General features: G+C 69.5%; 26 protein-coding genes, 1 tRNA gene and 1 riboswitch. Of the genes, 8 read left to right on the top strand and 19 right to left on the bottom strand.

Annotated features, from left to right (window positions below; translation table 11 throughout):
- Nucleotides 1-64: 64 nt before the first annotated feature.
- On the bottom strand, nt 65-1,627 hold the full coding sequence (locus tag ACFYTS_RS19300; protein ID WP_387306037.1) for an alpha/beta hydrolase: 1,563 nt from the start codon (nt 1,625-1,627) through the stop codon (nt 65-67).
- 232 nt (nt 1,628-1,859) lie between these two features.
- Here ACFYTS_RS19300 and zapE point away from each other — a divergent pair, with 232 nt between their 5' ends.
- From zapE to ACFYTS_RS19285, 3 genes are all read left to right on the top strand, one after another.
- Nucleotides 1,860-2,882 (top strand): cell division protein ZapE, encoded by a 1,023-nt coding sequence (gene zapE, locus ACFYTS_RS19295; protein ID WP_387306035.1) that lies wholly within the window; start codon nt 1,860-1,862, stop codon nt 2,880-2,882.
- Nucleotides 2,883-3,028: 146 nt separating this feature from the next.
- Complete coding sequence (locus tag ACFYTS_RS19290) at nt 3,029-3,832, top strand: tyrosine-protein phosphatase (protein ID WP_387306033.1); 804 nt, start codon at nt 3,029-3,031, stop codon at nt 3,830-3,832.
- A 308-nt stretch (nt 3,833-4,140) separates the two neighbouring features.
- Complete coding sequence (locus ACFYTS_RS19285) at nt 4,141-6,111, top strand: ABC-F family ATP-binding cassette domain-containing protein (RefSeq protein WP_387306031.1); 1,971 nt, start codon at nt 4,141-4,143, stop codon at nt 6,109-6,111.
- Here the strand turns inward: ACFYTS_RS19285 and ACFYTS_RS19280 are convergent.
- Nucleotides 6,092-6,628, bottom strand: coding sequence for a GNAT family N-acetyltransferase (locus tag ACFYTS_RS19280; protein ID WP_387306029.1), 537 nt, complete (start codon nt 6,626-6,628; stop codon nt 6,092-6,094). The two genes, ACFYTS_RS19285 and ACFYTS_RS19280, sit on opposite strands and share 20 nt — an antisense overlap.
- A gap of 8 nt (nt 6,629-6,636) precedes the next feature.
- Entirely contained in the window at nt 6,637-7,869 is a 1,233-nt protein-coding gene (locus ACFYTS_RS19275; RefSeq protein ID WP_387306027.1) for an MFS transporter, read from the bottom strand.
- Between the two features lie 316 nt (nt 7,870-8,185).
- Here ACFYTS_RS19275 and ACFYTS_RS19270 point away from each other — a divergent pair, with 316 nt between their 5' ends.
- A complete protein-coding gene (locus ACFYTS_RS19270) occupies nt 8,186-9,169 on the top strand; it encodes a hypothetical protein (RefSeq protein WP_357283155.1) in 984 nt (327 codons plus the stop codon).
- 127 nt (nt 9,170-9,296) lie between these two features.
- Nucleotides 9,297-10,724, top strand: a complete 1,428-nt coding sequence (gene rox, locus ACFYTS_RS19265; RefSeq protein ID WP_387306025.1) for a rifampin monooxygenase — start codon at nt 9,297-9,299, stop codon at nt 10,722-10,724.
- 332 nt (nt 10,725-11,056) lie between these two features.
- Here the strand turns inward: rox and ACFYTS_RS19260 are convergent, their stop codons facing one another.
- The 9 genes from ACFYTS_RS19260 to ACFYTS_RS19220 all read right to left on the bottom strand — a co-directional run bounded on the left by ACFYTS_RS19260 (nt 11,057) and on the right by ACFYTS_RS19220 (nt 20,977).
- A complete protein-coding gene (locus ACFYTS_RS19260) occupies nt 11,057-12,448 on the bottom strand; it encodes a hypothetical protein (protein ID WP_387306023.1) in 1,392 nt (463 codons plus the stop codon).
- An 82-nt stretch (nt 12,449-12,530) separates the two neighbouring features.
- Nucleotides 12,531-12,836 (bottom strand): hypothetical protein, encoded by a 306-nt coding sequence (locus ACFYTS_RS19255; RefSeq protein ID WP_357094104.1) that lies wholly within the window; start codon nt 12,834-12,836, stop codon nt 12,531-12,533.
- Nucleotides 12,837-12,929: 93 nt separating this feature from the next.
- Nucleotides 12,930-13,002 (bottom strand) — tRNA-Gly (locus ACFYTS_RS19250).
- Nucleotides 13,003-13,140: 138 nt separating this feature from the next.
- Nucleotides 13,141-14,505 (bottom strand): hypothetical protein, encoded by a 1,365-nt coding sequence (locus ACFYTS_RS19245; protein ID WP_387306021.1) that lies wholly within the window; start codon nt 14,503-14,505, stop codon nt 13,141-13,143.
- The gene (locus tag ACFYTS_RS19240) at nt 14,502-16,172 is read right to left on the bottom strand and encodes a cutinase family protein (RefSeq protein WP_387306019.1); all 1,671 of its coding nucleotides are present in this window, start codon (nt 16,170-16,172) and stop codon (nt 14,502-14,504) included. Before ACFYTS_RS19240 ends, ACFYTS_RS19245 begins: the two co-directional genes overlap by 4 nt.
- Nucleotides 16,173-16,189: 17 nt before the next feature.
- Nucleotides 16,190-16,846: a hypothetical protein gene (locus tag ACFYTS_RS19235; protein ID WP_387306018.1), complete on the bottom strand. Its 657-nt coding sequence runs from the start codon at nt 16,844-16,846 to the stop codon at nt 16,190-16,192.
- Between the two features lie 491 nt (nt 16,847-17,337).
- The gene (locus ACFYTS_RS19230; RefSeq protein ID WP_387306016.1) at nt 17,338-18,216 is read right to left on the bottom strand and encodes a MinD/ParA family protein; all 879 of its coding nucleotides are present in this window, start codon (nt 18,214-18,216) and stop codon (nt 17,338-17,340) included.
- A gap of 3 nt (nt 18,217-18,219) precedes the next feature.
- The gene (locus ACFYTS_RS19225; RefSeq protein ID WP_387306014.1) at nt 18,220-19,080 is read right to left on the bottom strand and encodes a hypothetical protein; all 861 of its coding nucleotides are present in this window, start codon (nt 19,078-19,080) and stop codon (nt 18,220-18,222) included.
- 526 nt (nt 19,081-19,606) lie between these two features.
- Complete coding sequence (locus tag ACFYTS_RS19220) at nt 19,607-20,977, bottom strand: hypothetical protein (RefSeq protein WP_387306012.1); 1,371 nt, start codon at nt 20,975-20,977, stop codon at nt 19,607-19,609.
- Between the two features lie 362 nt (nt 20,978-21,339).
- Here ACFYTS_RS19220 and ACFYTS_RS19215 point away from each other — a divergent pair, with 362 nt between their 5' ends.
- On the top strand, nt 21,340-21,996 hold the full coding sequence (locus tag ACFYTS_RS19215) for a hypothetical protein (protein WP_387306010.1): 657 nt from the start codon (nt 21,340-21,342) through the stop codon (nt 21,994-21,996).
- A 4-nt stretch (nt 21,997-22,000) separates the two neighbouring features.
- On the opposite strand, the gene ACFYTS_RS19210 is transcribed toward ACFYTS_RS19215, so the two are convergent.
- The 4 genes from ACFYTS_RS19210 to ACFYTS_RS19195 all read right to left on the bottom strand — a co-directional run bounded on the left by ACFYTS_RS19210 (nt 22,001) and on the right by ACFYTS_RS19195 (nt 24,212).
- On the bottom strand, nt 22,001-22,315 hold the full coding sequence (locus ACFYTS_RS19210) for an SMR family transporter (RefSeq protein WP_357283170.1): 315 nt from the start codon (nt 22,313-22,315) through the stop codon (nt 22,001-22,003).
- 9 nt (nt 22,316-22,324) lie between these two features.
- Nucleotides 22,325-22,388, bottom strand: a riboswitch (guanidine-III (ykkC-III) riboswitch).
- Between the two features lie 82 nt (nt 22,389-22,470).
- Nucleotides 22,471-23,088 carry a LysE family translocator gene (locus ACFYTS_RS19205; RefSeq protein ID WP_357283172.1) on the bottom strand — a complete coding sequence of 206 codons (618 nt, stop codon included), beginning with the start codon at nt 23,086-23,088 and terminating at the stop codon, nt 22,471-22,473.
- A gap of 27 nt (nt 23,089-23,115) precedes the next feature.
- Entirely contained in the window at nt 23,116-23,316 is a 201-nt protein-coding gene (locus tag ACFYTS_RS19200; protein ID WP_387306007.1) for a DUF397 domain-containing protein, read from the bottom strand.
- A complete protein-coding gene (locus tag ACFYTS_RS19195; RefSeq protein ID WP_387306005.1) occupies nt 23,313-24,212 on the bottom strand; it encodes a helix-turn-helix domain-containing protein in 900 nt (299 codons plus the stop codon). Before ACFYTS_RS19195 ends, ACFYTS_RS19200 begins: the two co-directional genes overlap by 4 nt.
- Before the next feature lie 142 nt (nt 24,213-24,354).
- Here ACFYTS_RS19195 and ACFYTS_RS19190 point away from each other — a divergent pair, with 142 nt between their 5' ends.
- Complete coding sequence (locus ACFYTS_RS19190; RefSeq protein ID WP_387306003.1) at nt 24,355-24,558, top strand: hypothetical protein; 204 nt, start codon at nt 24,355-24,357, stop codon at nt 24,556-24,558.
- Nucleotides 24,559-24,562: 4 nt separating this feature from the next.
- The gene (locus ACFYTS_RS19185) at nt 24,563-24,787 is read left to right on the top strand and encodes a hypothetical protein (RefSeq protein ID WP_387306001.1); all 225 of its coding nucleotides are present in this window, start codon (nt 24,563-24,565) and stop codon (nt 24,785-24,787) included.
- An 18-nt stretch (nt 24,788-24,805) separates the two neighbouring features.
- Here the strand turns inward: ACFYTS_RS19185 and ACFYTS_RS19180 are convergent, their stop codons facing one another.
- The 3 genes from ACFYTS_RS19180 to ACFYTS_RS19170 all read right to left on the bottom strand — a co-directional run bounded on the left by ACFYTS_RS19180 (nt 24,806) and on the right by ACFYTS_RS19170 (nt 26,502).
- Entirely contained in the window at nt 24,806-25,177 is a 372-nt protein-coding gene (locus ACFYTS_RS19180; protein ID WP_387306000.1) for a hypothetical protein, read from the bottom strand.
- Nucleotides 25,178-25,186: 9 nt separating this feature from the next.
- Nucleotides 25,187-25,834, bottom strand: coding sequence for a hypothetical protein (locus tag ACFYTS_RS19175; protein WP_387305998.1), 648 nt, complete (start codon nt 25,832-25,834; stop codon nt 25,187-25,189).
- A gap of 203 nt (nt 25,835-26,037) precedes the next feature.
- Nucleotides 26,038-26,502, bottom strand: coding sequence for a hypothetical protein (locus ACFYTS_RS19170; protein WP_387305996.1), 465 nt, complete (start codon nt 26,500-26,502; stop codon nt 26,038-26,040).
- Nucleotides 26,503-26,635 lie beyond the last annotated feature (133 nt).

Genomic DNA, 26,635 nt, shown 5'->3' with positions numbered 1-26,635 from the left:
GGCCCTGGTCGATGGAGGTTGCCGGTCCCTGTTCTCGAGCCCGCGAAGGCGCGCGGCCGCGGTGTCAGGCGGGGCACGCGGTGCCGTCGGCGGGGAGCTTTCCTTCCTTCAGGTAGTCGGCGAGGGACTGCTGGGCGCAGCCGGAGTGGGCGAAGGTCGGGTGGCCCCAGCCCTGCCAGACGACGGTGGCGGTGCGGGCTCCCGCGGTGCCGAGGGCGCCGGTCACGGTGGGGCGCCCGTCCTGGCCGGTGACCGGGTCGGCGCTGCCGCCGATGACCAGCACCGGAAGGGTGAGCTTGTCGGGCAGGGCCATGGGGGTGGCGGCGGGCCAGGCCGAGCAGGCCATCAGGTCGATGGCCGCGACCTTGCCGAACACCGGATAGTGGGTGGCCCAAGCGGTTTCGAGTTCCTTGGCCTTGCCAGGGGTGGAGGGCTCGTGATTGTCGGTGCAGCGGTTGACGAATTCGCCGTCGGTGGCGATCGCGGCGGTGGCGCGCAGCACGAACGGGGTGATCGGGCCGCGGTCGCCCTTGCCGAGGGCGGTCAGGGCGTCGGCGAATTCGGTGATCTGCTGGTTGCCCTGGGCGCGGGAGTCGCCGAGGTAACCACTCAGCGTGGTCACGAACGCGGAGGCGGACAGATCGGGCAGCTGCCCGGCGGCGGCCCGGTTGGCGAGGTCGACGACCGTCGCGCGCGGATCGGCGCCGAGCGAGCAGTTCAGGGAGGCGCAACGCTGCGCGTAGGCGGTGAGCGCGGCCTCCTGGCCCTTCACCTTCTGCTCGGCGCGCCCATTGGCGTCGAGCCCGACGGCCTGGGGTGAGTCGAGGATCAGACGGCCCAGTTTCGGTCCGTACTTGCGCGCGTAGTTCAGCGCCACGTTCGCGCCGGTGCCGGTGCCCAGCAGCGCGATGTGGTCGACCTGCAACTGCTTGCGCAGCTGTTCGATGTCGTCGGCGGCGTGCGGCGCGTCGTAGAGGCCCTGGCCCGGGGCCAGGAAGTCCAGGCAGGCCACGGTGGCCTCGCGGCCGGCGGTGGCCATGGCGTCCACGGGATCGGTTGTGCCGCGCGTGAATTGGGCCTGGTCGGCCAGCACCCGGCGTTGCGGGTCGGTCATGCAGCTGACCGGCACCGAGCTGCCGATGCCGCGCCGGTCCACCGCGATGATGGGCCGCGCGGCCAGCAGCGCGCTGGCGGGCCCGGCCGCGAGTCCGGCCAGGGTGGAGGTGGAGGACCGGTCGGATCCGGAGGTCAGCACCAGCGGCGCCACGTCCTTGGGCGTCCGGTCGTAGCGGGCGCGCATCACCGCGTTCTTGAAGATGCCCGACACATTGCCTGCGATATCGATCTGCGCGGTGTACTCGGCGCATTCGAGCACCAGACCCTGCGGTGGCGCGCCGAGCGAGAGCAGGCTGAACGTCGGTGCGGTGCAGTCCTTCCACTGCAATTCCGCCTTGGGCACCTCGGGGGTGGGCGGGGGCGTGTCGGCGGGCGCGGTGGTGGGGGCGTTTCCGGCCTGGTGCGGGTGTTCCACGGCGACGGCGGGCCGGTTGGACGGCCCGGCCCCGCAGGCGGTGGTCACCAATACCGTCAGTGTCGACGCCAGCAGAGCGGCCCGAGTCCAGCGCATGCGCTACAGCCTGCCAGGTCGGGCACGCGGTTTCAGCCTCGGGTGCGGGCGCGTTGGCCATCGGATGCAATCCGCGTCGGGTACGGGATGCGATCCGCGTCGGGTACGGGATGCGATCCGCGTCGGGTGCGGGATGCGATCCGGGTGCGGGCGCGGATGGGTTCTGTGAGCTGAATCGCATTCGGCACATGCTGCGTAAAGCCCCACGTGGGCCCGGATCTACGCTGACGCAGTGCAGAAACGCCTCGTCGACAGCCACCCGGAGGTTCCGGCCGACCAGCTCGTGGCCCAGATGGTTCCGCCGCCCACCTTCGACGAGGTGAGCTTCGGTTCCTACATCCCGGATCCCAAGGAACCGTCGCAGGCCGCGGCCGTGCTGAAGGCCGAACTGTTCGCCGATCAGGTCACCAAGCTGCGCAAGGCCGCGGACAAGAAGAGCCTGTTCGGCAAGAAGAAGCCGGTGCAGGGCATCGGCCTGTATCTCGACGGCGGCTTCGGTGTGGGCAAGACCCACCTGCTGGCCTCGATCTTCCACAGCGTGCCGAACCCGAAGTCGTTCGGCACCTTCGGTGAGCTCACCAATCTGGTTGGCGCGCTGGGCTTCAACAACGCGGTGGAGCGGCTGTCGGCCAACAGCGTGCTGTGCATCGACGAGTTCGAGCTCGACGATCCGGGCGACACCATGCTGGTCTCGCGGCTGCTGACCGAGCTGACCGCGCGTGGCGTGTCGGTGGTGGCGACCTCCAACACCCTGCCGGGCCAGCTGGGCGAGGGCCGTTTCGCGGCGCAGGACTTCCTGCGCGAGATCAAGAAGCTGGGTTCGCTGTTCGAGCCGATCCGCGTGGACGGCCCCGACTACCGGCACCGCGATCTGCCGCCCGCCCCGGAGCCGACCTCGCAGGAGCTGCTGGTCGAACGGGCCGCGGCCACACCGGATTCCACGCTCGACGACTACGACGAGCTGCTGAAGCACCTGAGCACCCTGCACCCGTCGCGTTACGGCGCGCTGATCGACGGCGTGTCGGCGGTGTACATCTCGGGCGTGCACCCGGTCACCGATCAGGCCGTGGCGTTGCGCATCGTGGTGCTCGCCGACCGGCTCTACGACGCCGGGACCCCGGTGACGGTGTCGGGCGCGAAGCTGGACGAGATCTTCACCCAGGAGATGCTCGACGGCGGCTACCGCAAGAAGTACCTGCGCGCGATCTCGCGTCTGCTGGCGCTGGCGCGTTTCGAGGCTCCGGCGCACGCCTGATCCGATTCCGGTGGGCTCGGGATTTCCAGGGGAGATCCCGGGCTTGCGCACCCCGGTGGCTCTCATAGTTTGCGCGGGTAATAAGTTTCGGTGGTCAGCCAAAACCGGGCCGAAGACGGTTTTCGGCCCCGGAAGGGAGAACCACCTTGCGTAAACGTGCTGTTCAGGCCGCCGCGGCGGTCACCATCGCCCTGTCCGCGAGCCTCGGTTCGGTGGCGCCCGCCTTCGCCGCCGACCCGCCGGCCGTCACCAGCAGCGTGCTGGTCAACACCGACAGCCGGGCCCTCGGCCTGACCGGTGTGCTCAATGCCCGGGACGCGGGCGGCTACCGCACCACCGACGGCCACAGCGTGCGCACCGGCCTGGTCTTCCGTACCGGCGAGCTGAGCAAGGCCGCCGACGCCGATCTGGCGAAACTCGCTGCCGGCAATGTGGTCTCCATCCACGACCTGCGCACCGGCTACGAGCAGTTGATGGGTCGGGACAAGGTGCCCGCCGGGGCCACCGAGCACCACGACGACATCATCGGCCAGGCCCCGCCGCAGGTGATGGCCTCGACCCTGTCCGCGGGCACCGATCTGTACCGCGCCTTCATCACCGCGCCCGGCGCGAACGAGGGTTTCGCGAACGTGCTGCGCGACATCGCCTACAACCCGGGCGGCGTGCTGTTCCACTGCACCGCGGGCAAGGACCGCACCGGCTGGACCTCGGCGGTGCTGCTCACCCTCCTGGGCGTGGACAAGGACACGGTCTACTACGACTACCTGCTGTCGAACTACTACCGCGGCGCCAAGGACGGCGACATGCTCAACGGCGTGACCGCCTCGGCGCTGGACTCGGCCTTCGACCAGGCGACCAAGAGCTACGGCAGCTTCGACGGCTACGTGCGCGACGGGCTGAAGCTGACCGACACGGACATCGCCGCGCTGAAGGCGAAACTGCTGGCCTGACAAGGCGTTTCACACTTCGAGAGCAGTACGGTCGAGCGCCGGGCGGGTGATCCCGCCCGGCGCTCGCCGTCTGTGATCCACATCAAAGTGGTTGACGACCCCGCCGCGTCACCGCTACCGTTCGAGTCCTCATGGGTTTCGGTTTCCTTTTCTTGTGATCGCGTCGCCGCGTTGAGCACCTGCTCCGCCGCGACTCCCTCCCCACGCGTATCCGCTGGTCAGCGGCTCGTATTCGCCTGTCGGCGATCGATTCTCGCGTGGGTTCCCCAACGCTCCGGCTCGTGCGCGAGCCAGAACAGGAGACCCCTGTGCTTACCCTCCAACCCTCCGCGGTATCCCAGCTGAGCCTGTCCGGCGTCACCAAGCGCTACGCCGATCGCGTGGTGCTCGACGAGGTGAGCCTGTCCATCCGGCCCGGTGAGAAGGTCGGCATCGTCGGCGACAACGGGGCCGGGAAGTCGACTCTGTTGCGGCTCATCGCCGGTCGCGACCTGCCCGACAACGGTGATGTCGTCGTGCGGGCGGCGGGCGGTATCGGCTACCTGGCGCAAACCTTGGAGCTCCCGCCCACCGCGACCGTCGCCGATGCGATCGACCTGGCGCTCAGCGATTTTCGGGACCTGGAGTCCCGGATGCGCACGGCCGAAGCCGATCTCGTCGCCCCGGGGCCGCTCGGCAAGCGGCTCGACGCGTACACCGATCTGGTGGCCCGCTTCGAGGCGCGGGGCGGCTACACCGTCGACGCCCGGATGGACGCGGCCCTGCACGGCCTCGGCCTGCCGGACCTGGACCGAAATCGATTGCTGGGCACGCTGTCCGGCGGTCAGCGGCGGCGGCTGGCGCTGGCGGCCACCCTGGCCTCGTCGCCGGAACTGCTGCTGCTCGACGAGCCCGCCAACGACCTCGACGACAGCGCGGTCGAATGGCTGGAACGTCACCTGCGGGAGCATTCCGGCACGGTGGTCGCGGTGACCCACGACCGCGTCTTCCTCGAGCGCATCACCAAGATCGTGCTCGAGGTGGACGCGGGCGCTGTCACCCGCCACGGCAACGGCTACGCCGGCTACCTCACCGCCAAGGCCGCCGAACGCCACCGCCGGCAACAGGAGCACGACCGCTGGCGTGCCGAACTGTCCCGCAACCGCCGCCTCGCGGATTCGAATGTCGCACGCCTGGACGCGATTCCGCGCAAGCTCCCCCTGGCGGTCTTCGCCGCGGGTCCCTTCCGGACCCGCAGCCGCGGCCACGGCGCGCAATCCCGCATCCGCAACGCCAAGGAAAGGGTGTCCCGCCTGACCACGAATCCCATCGCCCCACCCCCGGATCCACTCCGCTTCACCGCCGATCTCGCCCTCCCGGGTGCGCCGGCCGCGCCGCAGCCGCAGGAGTCGGTGCTGTCGGCGGGGTCCGCGCTGCCGCGGGAGTCTGTGCTGCCGGTAGATCCGGCGGTGCCGCAGGACCTTGTGGTGTCGGTAGATCCGGCGGCGTCGCAGGAGCCGGTGTCGTCGGTAGATCCGGTGGTGCTGCAAGAGTCCGTGGCGTCACCAGATCCAGCGGTGCCGCAGCAGTCCCTGGCGTCGTTCGATCCAGCGGTGTCGCAGGAAGCGGCGCGGGCACGCGGCGCTGCGGCGCTGCCGGGTCGGGCGCTGCCACCGGTCGCTGAGGTGAGTTCGGTTGTGGTGCAGGGCCGTCTGCGCCTGGACTGGCTGCGGATCGGCGCGGCCGATCGTCTGCTGGTGACCGGGCCCAATGGCGCGGGCAAGACCACGCTGCTGCGGCTGCTGGCCGGTGAGCTGGCCGCCGACTCGGGCCTGGTCACGGTCCGCGGCCGGGTCGGGCATCTGCGGCAGGAGGACGCGGCGGGTCCGGCGGATCGAACGGTGCTGGAGGCGTTCGCGTCCGGCCGTACCGGCTATCCGGACGAGCATGCCGACACGCTGCTGGCACTGGGCCTGTTCCGCCCGGCCGACCTGGGCCTGCGGTTGGGCGAGCTGTCCTACGGTCAGCGCCGCCGCGTCGAATTGGCCCGTCTGGTCACCGATCCGGTGGATCTGCTCCTGCTCGACGAGCCGACCAACCACCTGTCCCCGAGCCTGGTCGAGGATCTGGAACAGGCCCTGGACGGCTACACCGGCGCGGTGGTCCTGGTCACCCACGACCGCCGTATGCGGCAGCGGTTCCGGGGCCGCCACGTCGAATTGGTCACGGGCGATACCGAATCGGCGGTTACCGGTACGGTCGCCGCTCGCGGGCGGCGGGTCAGAACCGGTGCAGCATGACGTAGTCGTGGTGGAGCCGGCTCCCGACGGTGAAGGTCTTGGTGCCCGCCACGGTGAAGCCGTGTTTGGTGTAGAAGCGCTGGGCGCGCACGTTCTCCTGGTTCACGCCCAGCCACACCGCGATGTCGCCGCCGGTGCGCGCCGTCTTCAGGGCGGCGCGCATCAGGGCCGCGGACACCCCGTTGCCGTGCTGGCCCGGCAGCACGTACATCTTGCTGAGCTCGGTCACCGGGCGATGTGTGACGACGGCTGCGACGTCGGGGTTCGCGGGCGGCATCGCGTTGAGCAGCGCGTAGCCGACGATCTTCTCGTCCAGGACCGCCTTGAGCACCGACCGCTCCCCGTCGTCGAGGTACTCGCGGAACCGGTCCGCCGACAGCACCTCGGCGATGAACGCCGCCATGTCCTCGGGTGTCGATCCGGGCGGGCAGGCCAGCGGGAAGGTCACGGCGGCCACGGCGGCGAGCTCGTCGGCATCGTCGGTGACCGCCGGTTCGATTGCTATGGCGTCGCTCATGCGTCCAGTCAAGCAGGCTCCGCCGCTGGCTCGGTGGGCGAGGGGACGGTGGTGGCGCGCGGGTGGAAGACACGCGCGAACCCGATCAGCAGCACCGCGAAGGCGAGCGGAATCGCGAATCCGGCCCGCATGTTCACGGCGTCGGCGAGCACGCCCACCACCGCGCCGCCGACCAGCGTGCCCGCGTAGTTGAACAGGTTGAGCCGCGCGATGAGCGCGTCGAGGTCGCGGCCACTGGTGAGTTGCCCGGCTTCGCTGAAGCACAACGGCGCGATCACCGGCAAGCCGATTCCGGCGACCAGGAATCCGAGGATCGCCACCGCCGGTCCCGGCGCGGACACCACGATCACCAGGCCGATCGAGCCGACCGCGGCGGCGGTCCGCACCACGGTGCGCGGGCCGAAGCGGCGCACCCACATGTCACCGGTGAGGCGGCCGAGCAGCGAAGCGCCCTGGTAGGCGGCCAGTGCGAGCGCGGCGGTCGCGGAGGACGACAGCAGTTCGTCCTTCAGGTACAGCGCCGACCAGTTGCCGACCGCGAGGTCGATGGCGAAGGCGAGTGCGATCACCGTGCCGAAGATCCAGAAGACGCGCACCGGCACCGAACTGGTCGTTTCCTGTTCGGCCGGACCGGCTTCGGCCTCGTCGGTGCCCAGCAGGCGCGGTCCGGCGGCCAGGCACCCGGCCAGCACCACCGCGGCGGCGATCAGGATGGAGGCTGTCAGCGGCACGTGCAGTTTCTCGAACGCCGACACCAGCAGTGCGCCCGCGATCGATCCCGCGCTCCAGGCCGCGTAGAAGGAGACGAGCACGAAGCGGCCGTAGCCGTGCTGAATGAACACCGCCTGCATATTGGTTCCGGCGTCGACGATGCCCAGCGCGATGCCGTACACCGCGAGCGCCGCGAAGAGCGCGATCTTGTTCGGCGATACCGCGATTGCCGCGCCCGCCACCGCGATCAATGCCAGCCCGATCCGCAGCGCGGTCCGGCTCGACCAGCGCAGCGCGATCCGCTCGGCGGTGATGCTGCCGGCCCCGGCGAGCAGCGAGATCATCGCGACCGAGGCCACGATCAGGCCGTCGGTGAGCCCGAATTTGTCCTTCTGCTGCGGAAGTTCGGTGAGGATGACGGCCAGGAAGAACCCCTGCAGCGCGAACGCCACCGAGTTGGCGGCGCGCGCCGCCCTCAGGGTGGGGTGTAGTGCGCTGAGCTGCGGGTTCGGGGACTGCGGCGGGAGCATTTCGAAAGAGTAGCGGCGGGGGCGCGAGCGGGCATCCCGGACAGCGCCGGGGGCATCGCGGACGGACCGATCGGGGCGTGGCCGGTCACGACTATGGTCATGGCGTGAAGATCGGTCTCGGCATTGCGGTCGACGGTTACGAACCGCGACGCGCTTGATCACACGCGGCTCGCGGTTGCGTAACGAATCTGGTCGCTTTGCTGCCGGTAGGTGCATGCGCTGCGGCACTCTGGAAGTGACAGCTAGGGCTGGTGGTTTCCGATGAGGCGGGAGCGGCCCCTGCGGTGAGTGTGGTGGCTGGGGTGATCTTGTGAGCATGAGGCGAGCGGATGGTCCGCGCGACCGGGCGGTGGCTCTGGCCGACCCGGTCTTGCGCGTGAATCCCGCGGCGGCGGTATCGGATTCGCCGGCCGCGGCGGGTAAGGGTCGTGCTGCGGGCAAGGGTCATGCGGCGGGGGAGCGGTGCCGGGAATCCGACTGCGCGGACTGCCGTCAGGATGTACGACGGCTGGAGTTCTGGTTGCGCGGGCAACTGCTCGCGGCCGGAGCCGAGGAGGTGCGCCTGGGTACGATGGTCGGCGCGCACACCGTGGATGTGTTGTGGCGCAAGGGTGATCGCACCTGTGCCATCGAGGTATCCAGTGCGCCACCGGAATTGACGCGTGCCCGGTTGATCACGGCCGAGCTGCGGACCGGCGGGTGCGGTGAAGTCCTCTGGATCTGCCCCCCGGGGTTCTGGACCGCGCAGCTGCCCGCGCTGGGCCTCGACGATTTCGCGGCTGAGGGCCGCGAGTACCGGGTGACCGGCGGGTTGCTGACCGCCGGGCCGGGCGGTGTAGTGTCGGCCCGCCAAACCTCATGCGAACTGGACGAATTCGTGACGGGCTGGGTGGCCGCCGAGATAGCGTTCGGCTGCCGTGACGAACACACGGGAGGATGGGCGACAGTGACCGACTGGGAGCGCCACACCCGCACGCAGGCCGCGGTCATCGCACGCCAGCGTCAGGAACTCACCAATCAGCGCACCGCGCTGGCGCTGGCCCGCAAGGCCACCCGCGACAAGTCCAAACAGCTGCTGCGCCTGACCCACCGCCTGGAGCGCGCCGAGATCGCGGCTCAGCAGCAGGCCGACGACCTGGCTCAGACCCGTCGCCGCATCGCCGACCACAATCGTGTGGACGCCACCTTGCGCTTGACGGTCGCGGCCCAGAAGTCGGCGATCATGCACTGGCAGCTGATCACCTGGTTCGCGGTCATGGTGATCGTGACGTTCATCGCCGCGGGACTCGTCCTGAAGTAGACGATCGCGTTCGAATTTCCCTCCCCCTTCAACGTATATCGCAGTGGGGGGCTTGCGGCAAGGCCCCGGGTATACCGCAGAATCGTCGACCGTAAGGCGATGACCTGCGGAAATCAGGAGGGCGTTCATGGTCGATGTGACTATTGTCGGGGCCGGGCCGACGGGGTTGATGCTGGCCGCGGAGCTGCGGTTGCACGGGGTCGCGGTGGTCGTGCTGGAGCGCGATCCGGAGCCGACCAAGGTGGTGCGGGCGATGGGGATGCACGCGCGCAGTCTGGAGGTGCTCGATCAGCGCGGGGTCGCGGATCGGTTCGTGGCGCTGGGCAAGCAGCACGACCCGAGCGCGTTCTTCGCCGGGATCGTCCCGTCGAAGCCGTTGACGTTGGACAGCTCGTTCCCGTTCGTTCTCGGCCTGCCACAGCCGATCACCGATCGCCTGCTGGCCGAGTGGGCGGTCGAGCTCGGCGTCGAGATCCGCTACGGCGTGCTGGTGACCGGGCTGACCCGGGACGCCACAGGTGTCACGGCCGAACTGGCGGACGGTTCCACAGTGCGCTCGCGCTACCTGGTCGGCAGTGACGGCGGCCGCTCCACCATCCGCAAACTGGTGGGCGTCGACTTCCCGGGCGAAGCGGCCCGCTTCGAAACCCTGCTCGGCGAGGTCGAACTCACCGCCCCGCAGGACGAGGTGATGGCGACGGTCATGGAGGTCCACAAGACCCACCGTCGTTTCGGCGCGGTCCCGCTCGGCAACGGTGTCTACCGCCTGGGCGCCCCCGCTGACGGCCTCGCCGAGGACGGTGACACCCCGCCCACCCTCGATGACCTCACCCGCCAGGTTCGCGCTCTGGCGGGCACCGATTTCGGAGCCCATTCCCCGCGCTGGCTGTCCCGTTTCGGCGATGCCACCCGCCTCGCCGACCGCTACCGCGTGGACCGCGTCTTCCTCGCGGGCGACGCCGCCCACATCCACCCCCCGAACGGTGGCCAGGGCCTGAACCTGGGCGTCCAGGACGCGGTGAACCTCGGCTGGAAACTGGCCGCCGCCGTATCCGGCTGGGCCCCGGCCGATCTCCTCGACACCTACGAATCCGAACGCCGCCCCGTGGCCGCCGACGTCCTCACCACCGCCCGTGCCTCCAGCGAACTGACCTCGCTCGAACCCGGCCAGCAAGCCATCCGCCGCATCCTGACCGAACTCATGGAGATCGAGGACGTCCACCGCTACCTGATCGAAAAGGTCACCGCCCTCAATATCCGCTACGACCTCGGCTCCGCCGACGACCTGATCGGCCGCCGCCAACGCGACGTGCCCCTGAAGAACGGCCGGCTCTACGAACACATGCACCAGGCCCGCGGCCTCCTCCTCGACCAAACCGGCACGCTCTCGATCACCGGCTGGTCCGACCGAGTCGACCACGTGGTCGACATCAGCGACCAACTCGCCGCGCCGGCCCTCCTGCTCCGCCCCGACGGCCACATAGCCTGGGCGGGCTCGGACCAACAAAACCTCCTGATGGCGCTGTCCCGCTGGTTCGGGACCGCCACCCCGTGATCGCGCACCTGCTCGCCGCCGTCGAGACATCCGATGAGCGTTCTGGAGGCGCGCGGTTATCGGCGAGAGGTGTGCTGATACCGGCCGGGGCGTCGGGAGCCGCTGCCGTCCTGCCCGTCCGACCTGCCAGGTTCACGATCACTCGGGCGCCTCCCTCGGCTGCCGCCGTGACCAGGCGCGGGTTGCATCCGCTTGATCACGGTGCGCCGCTTCGTGTTTCCGTACCGGCAGCGGTCACAGTCGCGACCGGCGCGGTCCGTACCAAGATCACGGAGCGGTCCTGGCCGGGAATCGGGCGAGATTCCTCGGTGGATGCTCCCTGATCTCGGTGGTCAGCGGGTGAGACGGAAGGGGCCTCGGTGCCACTGCCAGTCGTGGCGGTGGACCAGGGCGGCGAGGTCGAGGAGGGTGAGTCCGCTCTCGGTGCGGAAGGTGTCGAGGGCGGGCCAGGTGAGAGGGCCTTGGGAGAGGCGGCTCAGCAGGGCGGACTCGTGGTGGGTGTCCACCTTGCGGGACAGCAGTTCTGGGAGGCCCTGGCGGCTACCGGTCCAGGTGAGCCAGCCCCAGCCGCGGGTGAAGGCGGCCGCGCGGGAGGCGGCGGCTCGGGTGCGCTGAGGGTGCAGGGCCGTGTGGGCGAGGGGGGAGACGTCGATGAGGACGGTGCGGCCGTCGGTGAAGGTGGCTGCGGCCGTGGGGTAGTGGACGCGCTCGCTGCCGTCGAGGTCGTAGGTGACGGCGACCGGGAGTTCGCGGAAGGTCTCGACTACCGGGCTGGTGTCGAGTAGGCGCAGCAGGCGGGCCTGCAACGCGGTGTCGAAAGTGACTTCGCGGCCGAGCTTTTCGGAGAACATGTGGCCGCGGCTGTCGTCGTCGTAGTCGAGGCGGCCCGCCGGGAGGGTGGGCAGCGGCTCGGAGCTCCCGCCCTCGGGCCATTCGACGCGGCGCAGCCACGGAGCCCAGATGTCGTCTCCCGCATCGGCGGTCGTGACCGCGGCGGCCCGGTCGGCGCCGGGGACCCGTCGCGTGGCAACCGTGGCCGAGGGATCCGCCGAGGTGCCCGATGCGCGTCGTGCGGCCGGGGTGATCGCGGGATCGCCTGCGGCGCTGGTTGAGTGGTGGTCGGTTACGGCGGCCGTGGCATCGCCCGCGGTGCCGGGTGCGTGGCGCGCTACGCCGGACCCGTCCTGCCCCGACGTCGGCAGCAGGTGCCAGCGCCCCTTCTGCTGCCAGCCCGCGATGCGCTGGAACACGAAGCCCGCCAGGCGTTTCGCGTCCTGGAGGTCGTGTCCGGCGAGGCGGAGTTTCAGGTAGGCCCAGTCCTGGGCGGCGATATCGCCGTCGGTGGCATAGGTTTCGGCGAGCAGGGCGCGCACGAGGCGTTCGTCGCCGTGGCCGACGGGGTAGCGCTGTGCGAATACCGACAGGTCGGGCTGGCCGGTGGCGAGGGTCTGACGCAGCATGGCGCCGACCGCGCGGGTGTAGAGCTGGCGGGCCCGGTCGCGCGAGACCCCGAAGCGCGCGCCGAGCAGGGTCAGCGTTTCGGGGTTCTCGCCGTCGAGTCCGAGTCGGCAGGTGATGAGTTCGGCATCGCGGGGCCGGTCGGCCGCCACCTCGGCGGCGAGGCCCGCCAGGACTTCGTGGACGTGCTCCAGCCCGAAGTCGACCCCGTCTGCCGGGTCGTCGCGCAACAAGGTGCGCGCGGTGCGTGTGTCGCTCGTCGTCAAGGCGGCCCCTACCCGTGTTCGCCAGTCTGTTCGACGAGCGTAGCCGGGGCCACCGACAGTCGGCGCTGTACGCGCGGGAGGGTCAGAGGACGGCGTTCATGATGGTGCCCGCGCTGGTGGCGACGATGCCGCCGATCATCGCGCCGGCCACCATCTTCGGCGAGGCGAGCCCGCTGCCCGACCACTTCTCCCAGGCGAACCGGCCGCCGGCGTAGGTGATGGCCATGACGCCTGACAGCAGCACGAACCAGGTGAAGTAGCGAACCAGCTTCATGAGTTTGTCCGCGACCGGGGGAGTCTCCGGGGTCGGGTTACCGAGCTGGGCGAGTGGGGCAGACACGAGGTCATACTGGGAGAGCACAGTGTCGTGGAAGGCGCTGAGCAACATGGTCACCCTGCAAAGGTACCGCGAATTCGCGCCGACATGCCCGGGAATGTGCGCCAGATCTACTGCGCGAGAACAACTTTCGTTGTCATGTTGAGCGGATGACGAGATTCGAACTCGCGACCCTCACCTTGGCAAGGTGATGCGCTACCAGCTGCGCTACATCCGCATCGCTTCCGTTCCGGCGTCTCCGCCCGTCCGGCTGCGAGAGAGAACATTAGCCCACCGGCGCGCCAATTCCAAAACGCCCTGGCAAACCCTGAGTACCCCTGCGTGCCACCTCGCCTTCCGGGCCGGGTCGTACCGGCTATTTCGGGGTGTCCTCGCTCATCGGGACCAGTGCCGAGATGAGGGTCGCGCCGCCGAACTGCGTGGTGATGACCAGTTGCGGGGCCCAGGTGCGTTTGGTGGCGTCGGGATGCTGCTCAGTGACGACCATGACGTGCTGGCCGTCGAACGGCCCGGGCATGATCTGCACGCAGTAGCTGGTGCCGACCGGTATGGAGTCGATGCCCGCCTGAATCTGTTCGATGGACGGCGCGGGTGCGTCGGGTGCGTACATCTCGCGCACGGCCTTGCCGGATCGGTCGACGTAATACCGGTTCTGGAGTGCGAGGATCGCCTCCGGTCCGGACCGCGTGCTGCCCGGCCCGTTGCCGCGGACGGTGCCGCCCTTGGCCTCGTTGGGGCACAGGTTGGCGGGCAGCCCGGACGCGGGTTGATCGGTGGCGGCGGTCGTGGCGGGAGCGCCGGCGACCGGTGCCGCCGCGGGCGTGGTGGCCGCGGCCTTCGCGCGCTGGTCGTCGCCCTCGCCGACCTTGGCGATCTGCACGGCGATCGCCGCCGTGACCACGATCGCGGCCAGTGCGCCCAGCACCGGGACCGCCCACCCGCGTTCGCCGGTGGCGGGGAACCGGAATCGCGGCCCCGATCGGGTCGGGTGGGGCGCTCGCTTCAGCGGTCGGCGTTCGTCCGGGAACCCCCATTCCGAGGATCCGCGCTCGCGGGGCGGGGTGAAGTCGCTCGACGCCCGATCCTGCAGGGAGTCGTACACCGCCTGGGCACGAGGGGAATCGTGTGCGGTCCGGGTGCGGTGCGCGGCGGCCTCACGGGACGACGGTGTCGGATGCGTTGACGGCTGGTGTGCTGACGACGCGGGGTGCGGGGACGGCTGATGTGCTGACGACGCCGGGTGCGCGGACGGCTGGTGTACCTGCGATGCCGGGTGCGGCGCCCGGTACCGCGAGGCAGGCTCGCTCTCCCGGGTCTGTGGCGGCTCCGCACTCCTCGCGTGCGACGGCCCACCGCCTGTCCGCGCCGGGGAGACGTCGTCCGCGGTCCAGACATCGGATCGTCCATGGGCTGATCGGTTGTCGGTCGTGCTGTGTTCGGCTCGGTGCCGCGCCTCGTATTCCGCGGCATCGTATTCTGCGGCCTCGTAGTCCCCGGTCTCGTCGTCGTAGAACTCGTCGTATCCGTCGTCGGGATCGTCGTGGTAGGCGTTGTAGACGTCGTGGCCGCGCGTCGACCCCGCATACTCGTCCCGCGGCGGCGGCCCGCTCGCGCCGGTGATCCAGTCGGCCCAGCTGCCGGTGTACGCGCCCTCGGTCGCGGGGGTGGGCGGTTCCGCCCCCGGACCCGTTGTCCGCGATCCTGATTCGGTGGTGCTCATGGCGTCGCCTGCGGGACGAGGTTGGGAATCAGTGGAGCCCCGCTGCTCGGCGTCGTGGTGAGCAGGCCGCTCGGCACGGTGGCGGCCGCCCCGCTCGACGGCGTGGTGGCCCCGCCGAGCGGGAACTGCCCGCCCGGCGCGACCGTGGTGGTCGCGGTGGTGGTGCCCGCGAAATCCATTCCCACGCTGGGCTTGTCGCTACCGCCGCGCGGTGTGGCCCCGGGTGTCGCGGCTCCGGACAGATCGTGCGCGACGGCAGCGAACCACTGTCCCACCCAGTCGGTCGGGCTGGCCCCGAATCCCGCGCCCTGGGCGTGGGTGTAGTCGTGCTTCTGCGCGGTGTCCCAGTACCGCACCCACGTGGTGATGTCGAGCAGATCCTTGTTGTCCGTGACGTTCTGGGTGACGGCGGAGAACGCCTGCGTGGTGAGTCTGCTGATGGTGGTGGGCGGCAGCAGGTTGGCCGCGGCCCCGACCAGTTTCGCCCCGAACACGGCCAGTCCGGCGATCGGATTCGCGAGTCCGGCGGTGGCGATCTCGGCGATATTGCCCGGCGTGAGAATGTCTTTCACCACGGCCACGATGGAGTTGATGGCGATGGTGCCGACCTTCAGCAGCGCCTGGAACGCGCCGGGGATCTCGACCTGGGTATTGGGGTTGGAGGCGTCGGCGATGCGCTGTGAGATGGATTTCTGCGGCTGGTACGACATGTCGGTGAGCGAGGTCCCCGACAGGTCCTTGTTCACCACGGAGGTGGCGGTCTTGATGGAGGTGAAGGCCAGCGCCTCCGCGATCGACTTCAGCGATCCGATCGGGTCTCCGGCCGAAAGCTCCACCTGCCCGGCGATATTGGCGACGGTCCGCACCAGCGGCGCGCCGACGGGTGTGTCGCAGGCCAGGTCGCCTTCGGTGCAGAATTCGGCGACCCGCCCGACCAGCGACCCGAAGTTCTCCAGCGTGCCGGAGTCGGGTGCGATGCCCGCACCGGAGGCGGTCTTGGTGGCGGGCGGATCACCCAGCCCGGCAACCGTTTTCCCGTCGGTTCCGGGTGCGGCGGTGGGCAGTTTCTGATCCGGTTTGCCAGGGAACAGCGGCGCGTTGGCGTTGCGGTTCGGGTCGCCGAACAGGGCGACGGCCGCGACCTTCTCGGCGGGCACGGTCCCCTTGCCCGCCCCGACCTCCTGCGCGAACACCGAGGCCACGTGCGCGCCCTGCGAGTATCCGGCGATGGCGAGCCGTGTGTTCGGGCACCGGTCGGTGATCTGTTTCGCCATGGACCGCAGTCGTTCCAGGCCGCCGGTCACCGACTGGCTGTAGGTGGTCTTGGAGACGGCGACCACGCCGCCGAAGGACGCCTCGTAGGGCACGTAGGCGCGGTCGACGAGGCCGTCCCCGGCGTCGGCCATCATGGGCCGGAACACTTCCGACAGCATCCCGGTGTCGGTGGTGACGGCGGCGTCGGGGGAGGATTCGCCGGTGCCCTGGATGCCGAGCGCGTACAGGGCCGGGCATTTGTCGATGGGCACCGTGGTGTCGGGCGGGCCGCCGTGGGCCACGGCGAGGTCGAACACGCCGGGCCCGGCGGCCGCGGTCCCCACCACGCAGACGGCGGCGGTGAGCAGCGCCGCGCTTCGGAACCATCGGGTGGACAGCAGTTGTCGATGCACGACGCACCTCGTTCAGGTTATGGGCCGACTGGGTCCGCGCCGTGTTGCGCGCGTTCGGTGATCCGGGTCCCGGCTATGCGTGCCGCGGTGAGGATCTGCTCGGCCAGGAGCCGAACCGGTTGCGGGGGAGTGCGGGTGGGATCGCCTTCTTCCATCGGCGACACCCCGGCGGCGGGATCCCAGGCCGCCATCTCGTAGGGTTCCAGCGCCCGCCATGGTTCGAGCCACCCGAGCCGCCAGGTGCGGGCGCCCAGCTCGATGGCCAGTCCTTCCATCTCCTCGCGCCGTTGCGCGACCGGAACCGGCAGCGGCCGAGCCGAATCCGCCACCGTCAGTACCCCGACGACCGCGCTCCCGGCGGGCGTCGCCCGCGCCTGATGCGCGAGCAGCGCGCGGTGCAACGCGTTGACCCCGCGCAGATGACTCCGCCCGACCAGCACCACCAGCGGCGAATCCATGTCCGCGCCCGCGCCGATCCGTGCGGGCCACCGCTGCCCGGCATCCCCGGCCCAGCGCAGACTGGCCGCCAGGCTGCTGACTCCCGCCCCGCCGTGCACGCCGACCAGCCACAGCAGCGGTGGCCGGGGCGGCCGGTTCGGTACGGCCCGATGCCACATCGCGACCGGGGGCATGCCTGTCGGCGGGGGAGTCTGGTCGACAGCCTCGAAGAGCATGTCGCGGCCGCGCGATCGCTCGCTGACGTCGCCCTGGGGATGGTGCTGTCCGTCGTCCGGTTCCGGCGGGTTCGCGCTGCCCGGGATAGTCCTGCTTGCGTTGCCGGGAACTGTCAGGCTCGCGGTGCGCGGAGCCGTCGTCCTCGTGCTGCGCGGAGTCGTCGTGCTCGTGCTGCTCGGAATAGTTGGAGTTGTGGCGTTCGGAACTGTTGGAGGCGTGCCGCTGGCAACGATTGGAGTCGCGCCATCCGGGGGCGGTGGGTTGGTGCTGACCAGGGTTGTTCGTGGTGTGCTGCTCGTGGGTGTCTGGATCGGTTCGCTCGGGGGCCGCTCGGCCGGGCTACTTGCGGCCGGTTGGTTTGTGCCGGAGGGTGTTTGCGGCCGGTTCGGGTCGGCTGGGGGCGTGGCGGCTGTGCGCCAGGCTCCGGCCCCTCGGGGTTGCCACGAGGCGGACGGTCGGGGTGTCGCCGGTCCTGGGAGCTGGGTGCTGGTCATCGCAGCGCTCCCAGCAGGGTGAGGTAGGCGTCGCGGGTTTCGGCGGCGAGCCGGTGCCAGGAGATGGGGCCGCCGGTGGCGAGGTGCAGGTCGAAGGGGATCTGGATGACGGCGCGCACCCAGGAGCCCAGGTGGGTGCGGACGTGGTCGATGACGGTGGCGGCGGAGCCGGGCACCTGTTCGGTGAGCACGATGACGGCGTCACCGACGACGAATTCGCTGTAGTTCTCGTCCAGCCAGGCGAGCGCGGGCTGCAATCGGTTGATGGCGTCGGGCCGTGCGGCCACCGTGATCACCAGCCCGACGCGGGGATCGGACAGCAGGGGAGCGGCCAACCGGCTGGTGACCGGCGCGCCGGCGTCGAAAATACCCAGTAGTCCGGCATTTTCGAGATATCTGGCCACCGAGGTCAGGGATTCCCTGCGCGGCAACGGGTCCGGTGTCCGGGTCAGCACCCGTACGCCGGTGGAGGTCTGTCCCGAGCAGGCCCCGACGCTGGCGGCCGTCCCCGGATCGCGGGTGCCGAGCCAATTCTGGAGTGAGCTCACGGGTGCGGCGGTATCGCATCCCCGCAAGGCCACGTCCCCGCCGCCGAGCGTGGCGTCCACCACGACCGGCCACACGTCGCCGTCGCTGTCCACCGCGGCCGCGGCGGCCAATCCGAGCGCGGTGGTGCTGGCTCCCGACGCCCCGGATCCGCCCAGCACCAGCGCCGCGGGCACCGCGGCCCGCACGAGTCGTCCGCGCCCGCCGTGCAGTGGCACCGCATCGGTGGGTGACCCGGCCGGGCCGGGCCGCATCAGGTCACTGTCGTACGACTCCCCGTCGCCGCCGGGGCCGGCCGGTGGCCGGAGCCGGTCGTCGATATCGACCATGGCTCACCGGCTTCCGGCGATGATCGAGGTGATGTTGGTGCGTCCGTCGCGGGTGGCGGTGGTGATGACCTGCTGCCACGAGGTCTGGGTGCCGTCGGGGTGTTTCTCGTCGACGGTGACGTTCCACCGGTCGGCGTCGGCCTCGGTGATGGTCACGCAGTGCCGGGTCCCGGCCGGTGTCGCCGAGATCGCGTCGCGCGTGGCCTGTTCCGGCGCGACGCGGGCATCGGCGCTGAGCACCGACCGCACCGCCGCCGCGTCCCGCAGCACGTACCACGCGTATTCGAGCCGCATGATCACCCCGGGCCCGCTGTCGAGATTCCCGGCCCCGGCCCCGCTCACCCGCTGCGGCGTATCCGACTCCCGGCACCACACGGCCAGCCCCGGCTGATTCCCGCTCGCCGTACTGGTCCCCACCGGGCCCCCGGGCGTGCTGCCCGCACTGTTCCCCGGAACGGCCTGCGGTTCACTCGAATCCCCGGCCGACGACACCAGCCACGCGATCCCCGCCAACACCACGAGCGCCAGTGAAACCCCGGCAATCGCGAGGGCGCGTGCCCGGATCCGCATCCGCCGCTGCGTCTGCACCGACCGCCGCCGCGCCTCGTCCACCAGCGCCGCCATCGGATCCTCGGCCCGCAGATCCTCCACGGCCCGCCACTCGTCGTCCCACCCGGAATCCCGTCCCACCGAAACCGGCTCCGCGACGGCACCTTCCGTCAGCCACGAGGCCCACCCCGCCACCTCCACCTGCTGTGTCCGGGCCTCCGGCAGGCCCCCGACCGGCACGATCTCCGGCATCACCGGCCGCCGCCCAAACCCTTCACCCGCCACCGATTCCCCACGGACCGCAGGTTCGGTCACCGGCTCCTGATCCTGGGACGGGTCCGGTTCGCGTCGATGCCGCGATGCGCCGGGCTTGGGCACCCGCCGCGTGGCCGCGGATTCGGCTCGGTGTGCAACGGGCGTGGCCGCGGATTCGGCCTGGTGTGCAACGGATTCAGCTCGGTGCGGACCGGATTCGGTTTGATCCGTTCCGGATTCCGCCTGCCGCGAGCCGGGTTCTGCCCCATCGGCGGTCTCGGCCCGCGATCGGTGAGTCCCAGCGGGTCCCGCTCCCGCCTGCCGAGCGGTGGGTTCGGCTCGGGGCGTGGTGGTTTCTGGACGTGCGTGCGTGCCTGGCTGCGCGGTCGAGACCGGTTGGAGCTCGGGCGCGCTGGCCTCGAGCCTCAGGAAATCGCTGTCCGGCCGGTCCGGGCCGGGCTCGTGGTGGTGCGCCGCGGCGGCCGGGTCGGCGGCGCGGGGTTCATGCTGGGCGGGTAGGGGGCCGGGGGCGCAGTCGCTGCCGGCGTTGTCGTCTGCGGTCACGGCGTCATCCGTGTCGTTGCGGTCACGCGCCCGGCGGGGCGGGCTGCAGGGCGGCGATGAAGGCTTCCGGGGTGATCGCGGGCATCTGCGCCACCGCGGCCCGGAACGAATCGACTTGCGCGTTCACACCTTCCACCACCTGCTCCACCACGGGCGCGGCCTGCGGCACCGCCGCCACAACCTGCTGTCCCGCATCGGCCACCACCTGCTGCACCACCGGCGCGGCCTGCACCACCGGCTGCTCCAGCACCGGAGCCACCGCCTGCGCGACCGGCGTCACCTGCTGCTGGATCGCGGCCCCGACCGCCTGCACCGCGGGCACCGCCTGCTGCGCCACCGGCGCAACCTGCTCGATCGCCGTGGCGACCTGCCGCACAACCGGAGCCGCCCCCTGAGCCATCGGCGCGACCTGGTCGATCACCGCCCCGAGCTGCTGCAACGCGGGCGCGAGCACTTGAGCGACCTGCGCGGGAATGCTGGGCAGCGTGATGACAGCCGAAACCGGCTGCACCCCGGACGAACCCAGCGCGGGATCCGAACCGGGCACCTGCCCAGCGGTGTCGACGAGCGACGTTGGCATTGCGGGAGCGGGCTTTGTCGCGTCGCCGCCGCTCAATGCACCGGCGGCGAGAGCTGCGAGCGCGCCTCCAGCGATCACGAATGGACCGCTGATGACGGCGGCCGCGCCACCACCGATAACGCACCCGCCGATGCCGCCGACGACCGCGCCTGCGGGGGCACCGATTCCGGCCGTCGGTATGCCACCGATCAAACCTCCCGCCACAGCACCGATTACCGCACCTGCCGCACACCCGACTGGCACGGCCGCGATCGGAACTGCAGCGGCAGTGCCGCCTGCGCCCAGAACGGCACCGATCGTGCTGGACGCGGCCATTCGGTCGGACTCTTCGGGGGAGAAGCCCATCCGGTCGTATGCGGCGGCAATCTGCCACTCCGCCATGTCGAGGTAGGCCTGAGCCTTGTCGCGTGTCTTGACGTCGATCCAGTCGGGCAGTTCAACCCCACCCGTGCCGACCCGGAGTTTGTGCGGGTCAGCAGGCATTACCTCGGGGGCATTGGCCGACGGCTGCTCTGATTGGGGCTCTACGCCCTGCGGCTGTGTGGCCTGCGGCTGAATGATCGTGTTCTGCTGCGGCGAGGGCGTCGTCTGCTGCTTGGGCCGCGGCCGGTTCGGGGCTGGGATGGGCGGGTCGGGAATGTAATCCGCCGGGCTGGGCGCCGCGGGCGGTGGGGGCTGGGTGCTCAATCCCGGCTGCCCGTCTCCGGGCACGGCGAGCCCCGGTTGCCCCGGCGCCGCGACGGCGACCCCTTGGCCCGCGACCAGCGCGATGGGCAGCATCGACAACAGGATCGACGTTCGTTTGGTCTTCATCTCCCCAGTTCCCCTTCCCCGAACGGACAGCAGCGGGCTCGCGACCCGATTCCCCCGAACGCCAGGGCATTACGCACCACTGGCAGATGACACAGGCGGCCCACCGGAACCAGGTCCCGATGATCCAACATCAACCCCACCACCTGCGATGATCATGTTGCGGCCCTGATGTTACCCGGATCGTGGGTCCCCGCAACCGGTTCCGTGACAGGAGTGACGAATTGTTAAACCGAACGGATCAACACTGCTAGACCCTCCGCCCGGCCCGCCCGCGTCATAGAGTGAGCCCGACCGCGCGGCCGCCGAACTCGCGTCCCCGCAACGCTTCTCGACCGTACTCGGGTTGTCCGGGAGGAATCATCGTGCGCGCCAATTCAGCACACCACGCGCAAACTTTCATCGCCGCAGTGGTGGCCCTGCTCGTCTCGGCGACCGCCGTCACCGTCTCTGCCTGCGGTCTGAGTGACGAACCCGCTGCCAAATCGACCACCGCGGCGGCGGATCCGTCTCGCCCGCCCGCCGACGTGCGCTGGGAAAACTACCAGGGCGTCCAACTCCCCATCGGTGGCCACGACGGCCCCAGCAAACTCGGTACCACCGCCGCGGGCTACACCCGCACGCCCCAGGGCGCGGCCTTGGCCGCCATCAACCACAGCACTCGCCTGTCCCTGGCTCCCGACGGCGTCTGGCCCCAGGTGGCCGCAATATCCCTGATCCCCGGCGCCGCCAAGGATTCCTGGGTCCTGGCCCGAGCCCAGATCTCGATCACCGCCCCCGCCAACCAGACCGTGGCCCCCCACATCGCCGCCTACGAACTCACCGCCTACACCCCCGACCGCGCCGACCTCACCGTCTACGCCACTTACTCCGACGCCAGCATCACCGCGTCCGCCGAAACCGTCGTCTGGGTCTCCGACGACTGGCGACTTCAACTGCCCGACCCCGCCGCCAAAACCCAGACGGTCCAATCGGTCCCCGCCATCCCCGCCGACGCGGTGAAACTGGCCCCCGCCAAATAGCCGTCTACCCGACCAACTTCAACCCCATCACGCAGGCGACGATCCCGCCGAGCAGCACCAGCTTGACCGCGCTGACAGCGGCCTCCCCGGTGGCCATCGAGTACACGACCGTCAGCACGGCCCCGATACCCACCCAGACGGCATAAGCGGTCCCCACGGGCAGCCCGCGCATCGCGTACGCCAGCCCCGCCATACTCACCACCAGGGCGACGCCGAACACGGCGGTCGGCCCGAGCCGGGTGAACCCCTCCGACTTCCCGAGCGCGGTAGCCCACACGGCTTCGAAAATCCCGGACACCACCAGCACCAGCCACGACATGACAACCTCCGAAGGCCGTCTTGTCGCACGCCGGGTACGGCTCCCTCGTCCGGGCCCCTGATCGGGACTACCTACACCATGGCAAACGCCCAGCGATGCGGGCAAATTTCCAGATGGTGATATCGGCCTCCACCCCGAGTCCGCACAGCTCACACCTATTGGTTCTGCACGGCCAGCCGTCCCGCGAGTGCGATGAACGAGACCCCGAACACGCGGCGCATCCACGTCATGACCGCCGGGCGGGAAATGATGCGGCCGCGCACCCCCGCCGCGAAGGCGCCGTACACGGCGAACACCACGAATGTCGCGAGCATGAACAGCCCGCTCAGTTCGAGCATGCGCACGGTGGCGCCGGTCGAACCGTTCGGCACGAACTGCGGCAGGAACGCGAAGAAGAAGATCGTCAGCTTCGGGTTCAGCACATTGAGCAGAACGGCGGACACGATCACCCGCCCGGCGGTGGGCGCGGCCTCCGCACCCTCCTCCGAGATGGCGAGAACTTCCTTGTCCCGCAGCGTATTCCAGGCCATATAGAGCAGGTACGCCACGCCCAGGTACTTCAAGGTCTGAAACGCCACGGCACTGGCGTTGAGCAGCGCCGCCAGCCCGGTGATGGCCGCCACCATATGCGGCACGATCCCCAGTGTGCACCCGAAGGCCGCGATCACACTGGCCCGCACGCCCCGCGCCAACCCCGCGGCCAGCGTGAACAGCACCCCGGTACCCGGCGTCGCCACAATGACAAGCGTCGTCAACAGAAACTCGATGCTCATCTCCCGCACAGTAACCGAGTGCCGCGGCTAACGACGCCAGACTTCGCTGCCCAGGAACCGATCCCACTGCTGGCTGGAGAAGGTGAGGATCGGGCCCGACGGATCCTTGGAGTCCCGCACCCCGACGGTGGTGGCGCTGTCATCGAGGAATGCGACCTCGACGCACTCGTTGGCGTCGGCCGAGTGGGACGACTTGAACCATCTGGCATTCGACTGATCGGTTATCACGCCGCGTACTCCTTCGCGATGTCCGACATCAGAGCTCTGGTGTCATTCTCGCTCAACGCTACTCGCTGGAGGCTCGAGATCGCGGTCCTGAACCGCTCGATGACGCGGTCGCTCTCGAGGTAGAGCGCACCTTCCGCGCCGTCGATGTAGACGCATGGCGGCTCCTTCAAATGGCATGACAGGGGCGGGAATTCGAGCAACGTGAACGACAGGATCCCGTGGCCCGCATGTGAGTCCGAACTGAACGGCACGACGCGGATCGAGACGTTGTCCCTCGTACCGATCTGGGCGAGGTAGCGCAATTGGGCGGCCATGACGGATGGGCCGCCGAGTCGGTGGCGCAGCACGGCCTCCGACAGGATCGCGTCCATGCGGAATCCCGGTTCGGCGCTGCGTTCCTGCCGTCGAGCCGCGAGTTCCAACCGTCGCTCGATATCGCTCTCGGCCAGGTTCGGGTGCGCGGCTCTGATAATATTCCGGCGATATTCGGCAGTCTGCAACAGGCCCGGCACGTGTACGAGCTGGTGGCTTATCCAGTGATTACTGGTCGCTTCGAGTCGCAGGTAATGGTCGAAATGTGGGGCGTACTGATCGGCGTACGCCTGCCACCACCCCTTGTAGGTGCCCTGTAGCTTGGCGGCCTTGTCCTGTTGCCGCACCTCCTGCCACATCTCGAGTGCTTCGAATCTGACCTCGGGACTGACTTCGTACAGATCCAGGAGTGATTTGAGCTGTGGCGTAGTGATTTTGGTCGGCAGCCCATCCTCCAACCGAACCACCGTTTGCTTGGAGGTGTCTATTTGCAGGCTGGCGGTTAGCAATGAGGCCCCGACATGCTCGCGAAGTCCGCGCAGAAATCGACCGAATGCCCTTTTGGGGATGGTGGATCCGACCATTTCGTTAGCCTCTCTATCTGGGGAGTGCCTTTCGTGGGGCGGCCCGCCGTGGAACGCCGGCGCAATTCGTTGAAGCTCTTCCGCAATGGTGGCTGCGCGATCACAGTTGAGTCAACCAAGAATTCGCTACAAGGAGGCCGAAATGCCCTGGGACGCATGGACCCTGCTCGCCATCATCGCCCTCTGCACGGCGATCACCGCCCGCACCGCCGTGGACTCCTACCGTCTCTCGCGGGAGTCCCGCACCGACACCGTCCGCCTGTCCCTCACCGGCGGCGGCCATCTCGACATCCCTTGCCCACCCGGCCATCTCACCGGCCGCCACCGCACTCACACCCCGAGGTGACCCCGTGACCCCCGCCGAAATAGCGGTCCTCACCGCTCTGCACCCGGACCGCACCCTCACCGCCCCGCAAATCCAGCAGTCGGCCACCCTCACCGGCCATCGCACCCGAACCGCCCTGTCCCACCTCGAATCCCGGGGCCTCATCGCCCCCAGCCGCCCCCGGGGCCGCTACCGGATCACCCCTCGGGGTCGGGCCGCCCTCGTCACCAAGGCCCGCAGGTTCTCCTGATGCCGCGCCGGAACTGGGTCAGAGTTCGATGGCGTCGTGCACTCCATCCGGCTGGTCGCGCGCGGGCTCCGCCTTGGTTCTGAACGCGGTGGCGAGCAGTACCAACGCCGTGACGATCAGGACGTGGGCGGTGAGCATCACTGCCATGGGGAGGGCGAAGCCCTCGTTGGTGAGAATGCCGTGGTCGCCCACGCAGTACAGGGTGTAGTTGGTGGAGGTGCCTTCGGAGTCGTGGAAGGTGTCGGAGACGACCAAGGGTTCGGTGGCCGGGGCCGAACAGAACAGGGGAGCGGTGAGTTTCGCTTCGCCGGGCCAGATGGCGACGGGCACGACGATGCTGAAAGCGCCGACGACGAGGCCGGTCGACAGGGCTGCCATCACACGGGGCATCGTCTACACCTACTGGGCTCGGAGGAACGCGCCGGCGCGGTCGAACTCGACGACCATCTCCGAGCGCGCGGAGACGACATTGGCGACCATGCGGATGTCCCGGCCGAAGCGGCTCACCAGAACGGCGGTGACTTGCCCGTCGGGGATCTCGCTGCGCGTGCGGGCCGTTTCGACGATGTCTTCGATCCGCGAGAGCCCTGGCACCTCGCTGACCCTGAAGTTCTCGCCGTCCAGGTCGTCGAAGGAGGAAACCCGCACCGGGCGTGGGTCACTCAGGTCGCCGAGCGTGAACGAGTAGTCGTCCAGCACGCGAGGGGGTCCGGGCGGCCGGACCCGCACCCGAACCGTGGGTTCGCGCGCGGTGAAGTCACCGCCGTCGAAGAACCGGGTCACCTGGGCGGGCTGGTTGTTCACGACCAGTCGGAACTGAGTGGAGTTCGGTGCGGTCAACAAGATGACGTTCACCTCCGGATCGTTCGCCCCGATGCGCTGCGCCAACGCGGCGATAGCGCCCTGCGGTAGCGCACTCACCAACCCGCCCCCGCGGGCCCGGATCTCCTTCTCGAAATCCGCCCGATCCACCGCCCCGATGCACCCGCTGGTACTCCCGAGCACGGCCAAGCACACCACGACACGAAACCACCCGCGACCACGCATATCCCGAATGCTATGCGTCGCGAACCACTTGCGCTGTGCCGCTCGCCGACCGGACGTGCCTGTCATGAGGTGAGCCGTCGCCAGCCGCGACTTCTTGCTATCGAGTGAATCAATCTGTCGCACATACGGTTTGCGAAATCTGAGCGTTGATTGCCGCGGGCCGGTCGGTGGCTGGGAAGAACTTCCCAAGTGCCGGCGGAGGGCTAGGAACTACCGGCGTTCAGCAGCCGATCCAACTGGCTGCACCCCACGGGGAGCATCGGTGTGGCCGGTGTGGATCCGGCGGGGGCCGGCTGGATATCCACTGTGAGGGTCTGCGTGGTCTTGCCGTCATTCGCCGTGATGACGTGGCGGCCGACCGTCGACGGAACCCAGTTCACCGCCGCGACCGGGGCAGTCCCGATCTCCGCATTGCCGTACCCGCGACTGCCGCCGATGCATTGCCCGTTGTCGGAGAAGGTCACGAAACTCGTCCCAGTGACATTGACGATCGTGACGGAGATGCCGTAATTGGTTCCGACGTAATAGGTTTGAACGCCTTGATCCGCGGCGATATGGAAATTGACCATATCGGCGGATGCGGTGGGCACGCCGGTCGTGATGGCGGCTGCGACTACTGCGGTAATGCCCCAGCCGAATTGGCGGGCGCGGCGCTCATGCGTGGTCATCGTTCTCCTGTTGAGGGCTCCCGTGGTGCCGGGTCGCCGAACCCTACCGACCTCAGTAAGTGAAACGTAGTGATTTCACTACTGTGGGTTGCCCCAACTTTCAGGGGCGCCGGGTCAATTCGACACCGTAGGC

It is taken from the genome of Nocardia sp. NPDC004151 (assembly GCF_042874235.1).
In the GTDB taxonomy this organism is placed as follows: domain Bacteria; phylum Actinomycetota; class Actinomycetes; order Mycobacteriales; family Mycobacteriaceae; genus Nocardia.
The sequence above is the reverse complement of the archived record's forward strand: the minus strand, read 5'-3'. Positions and strand labels throughout refer to the sequence as shown.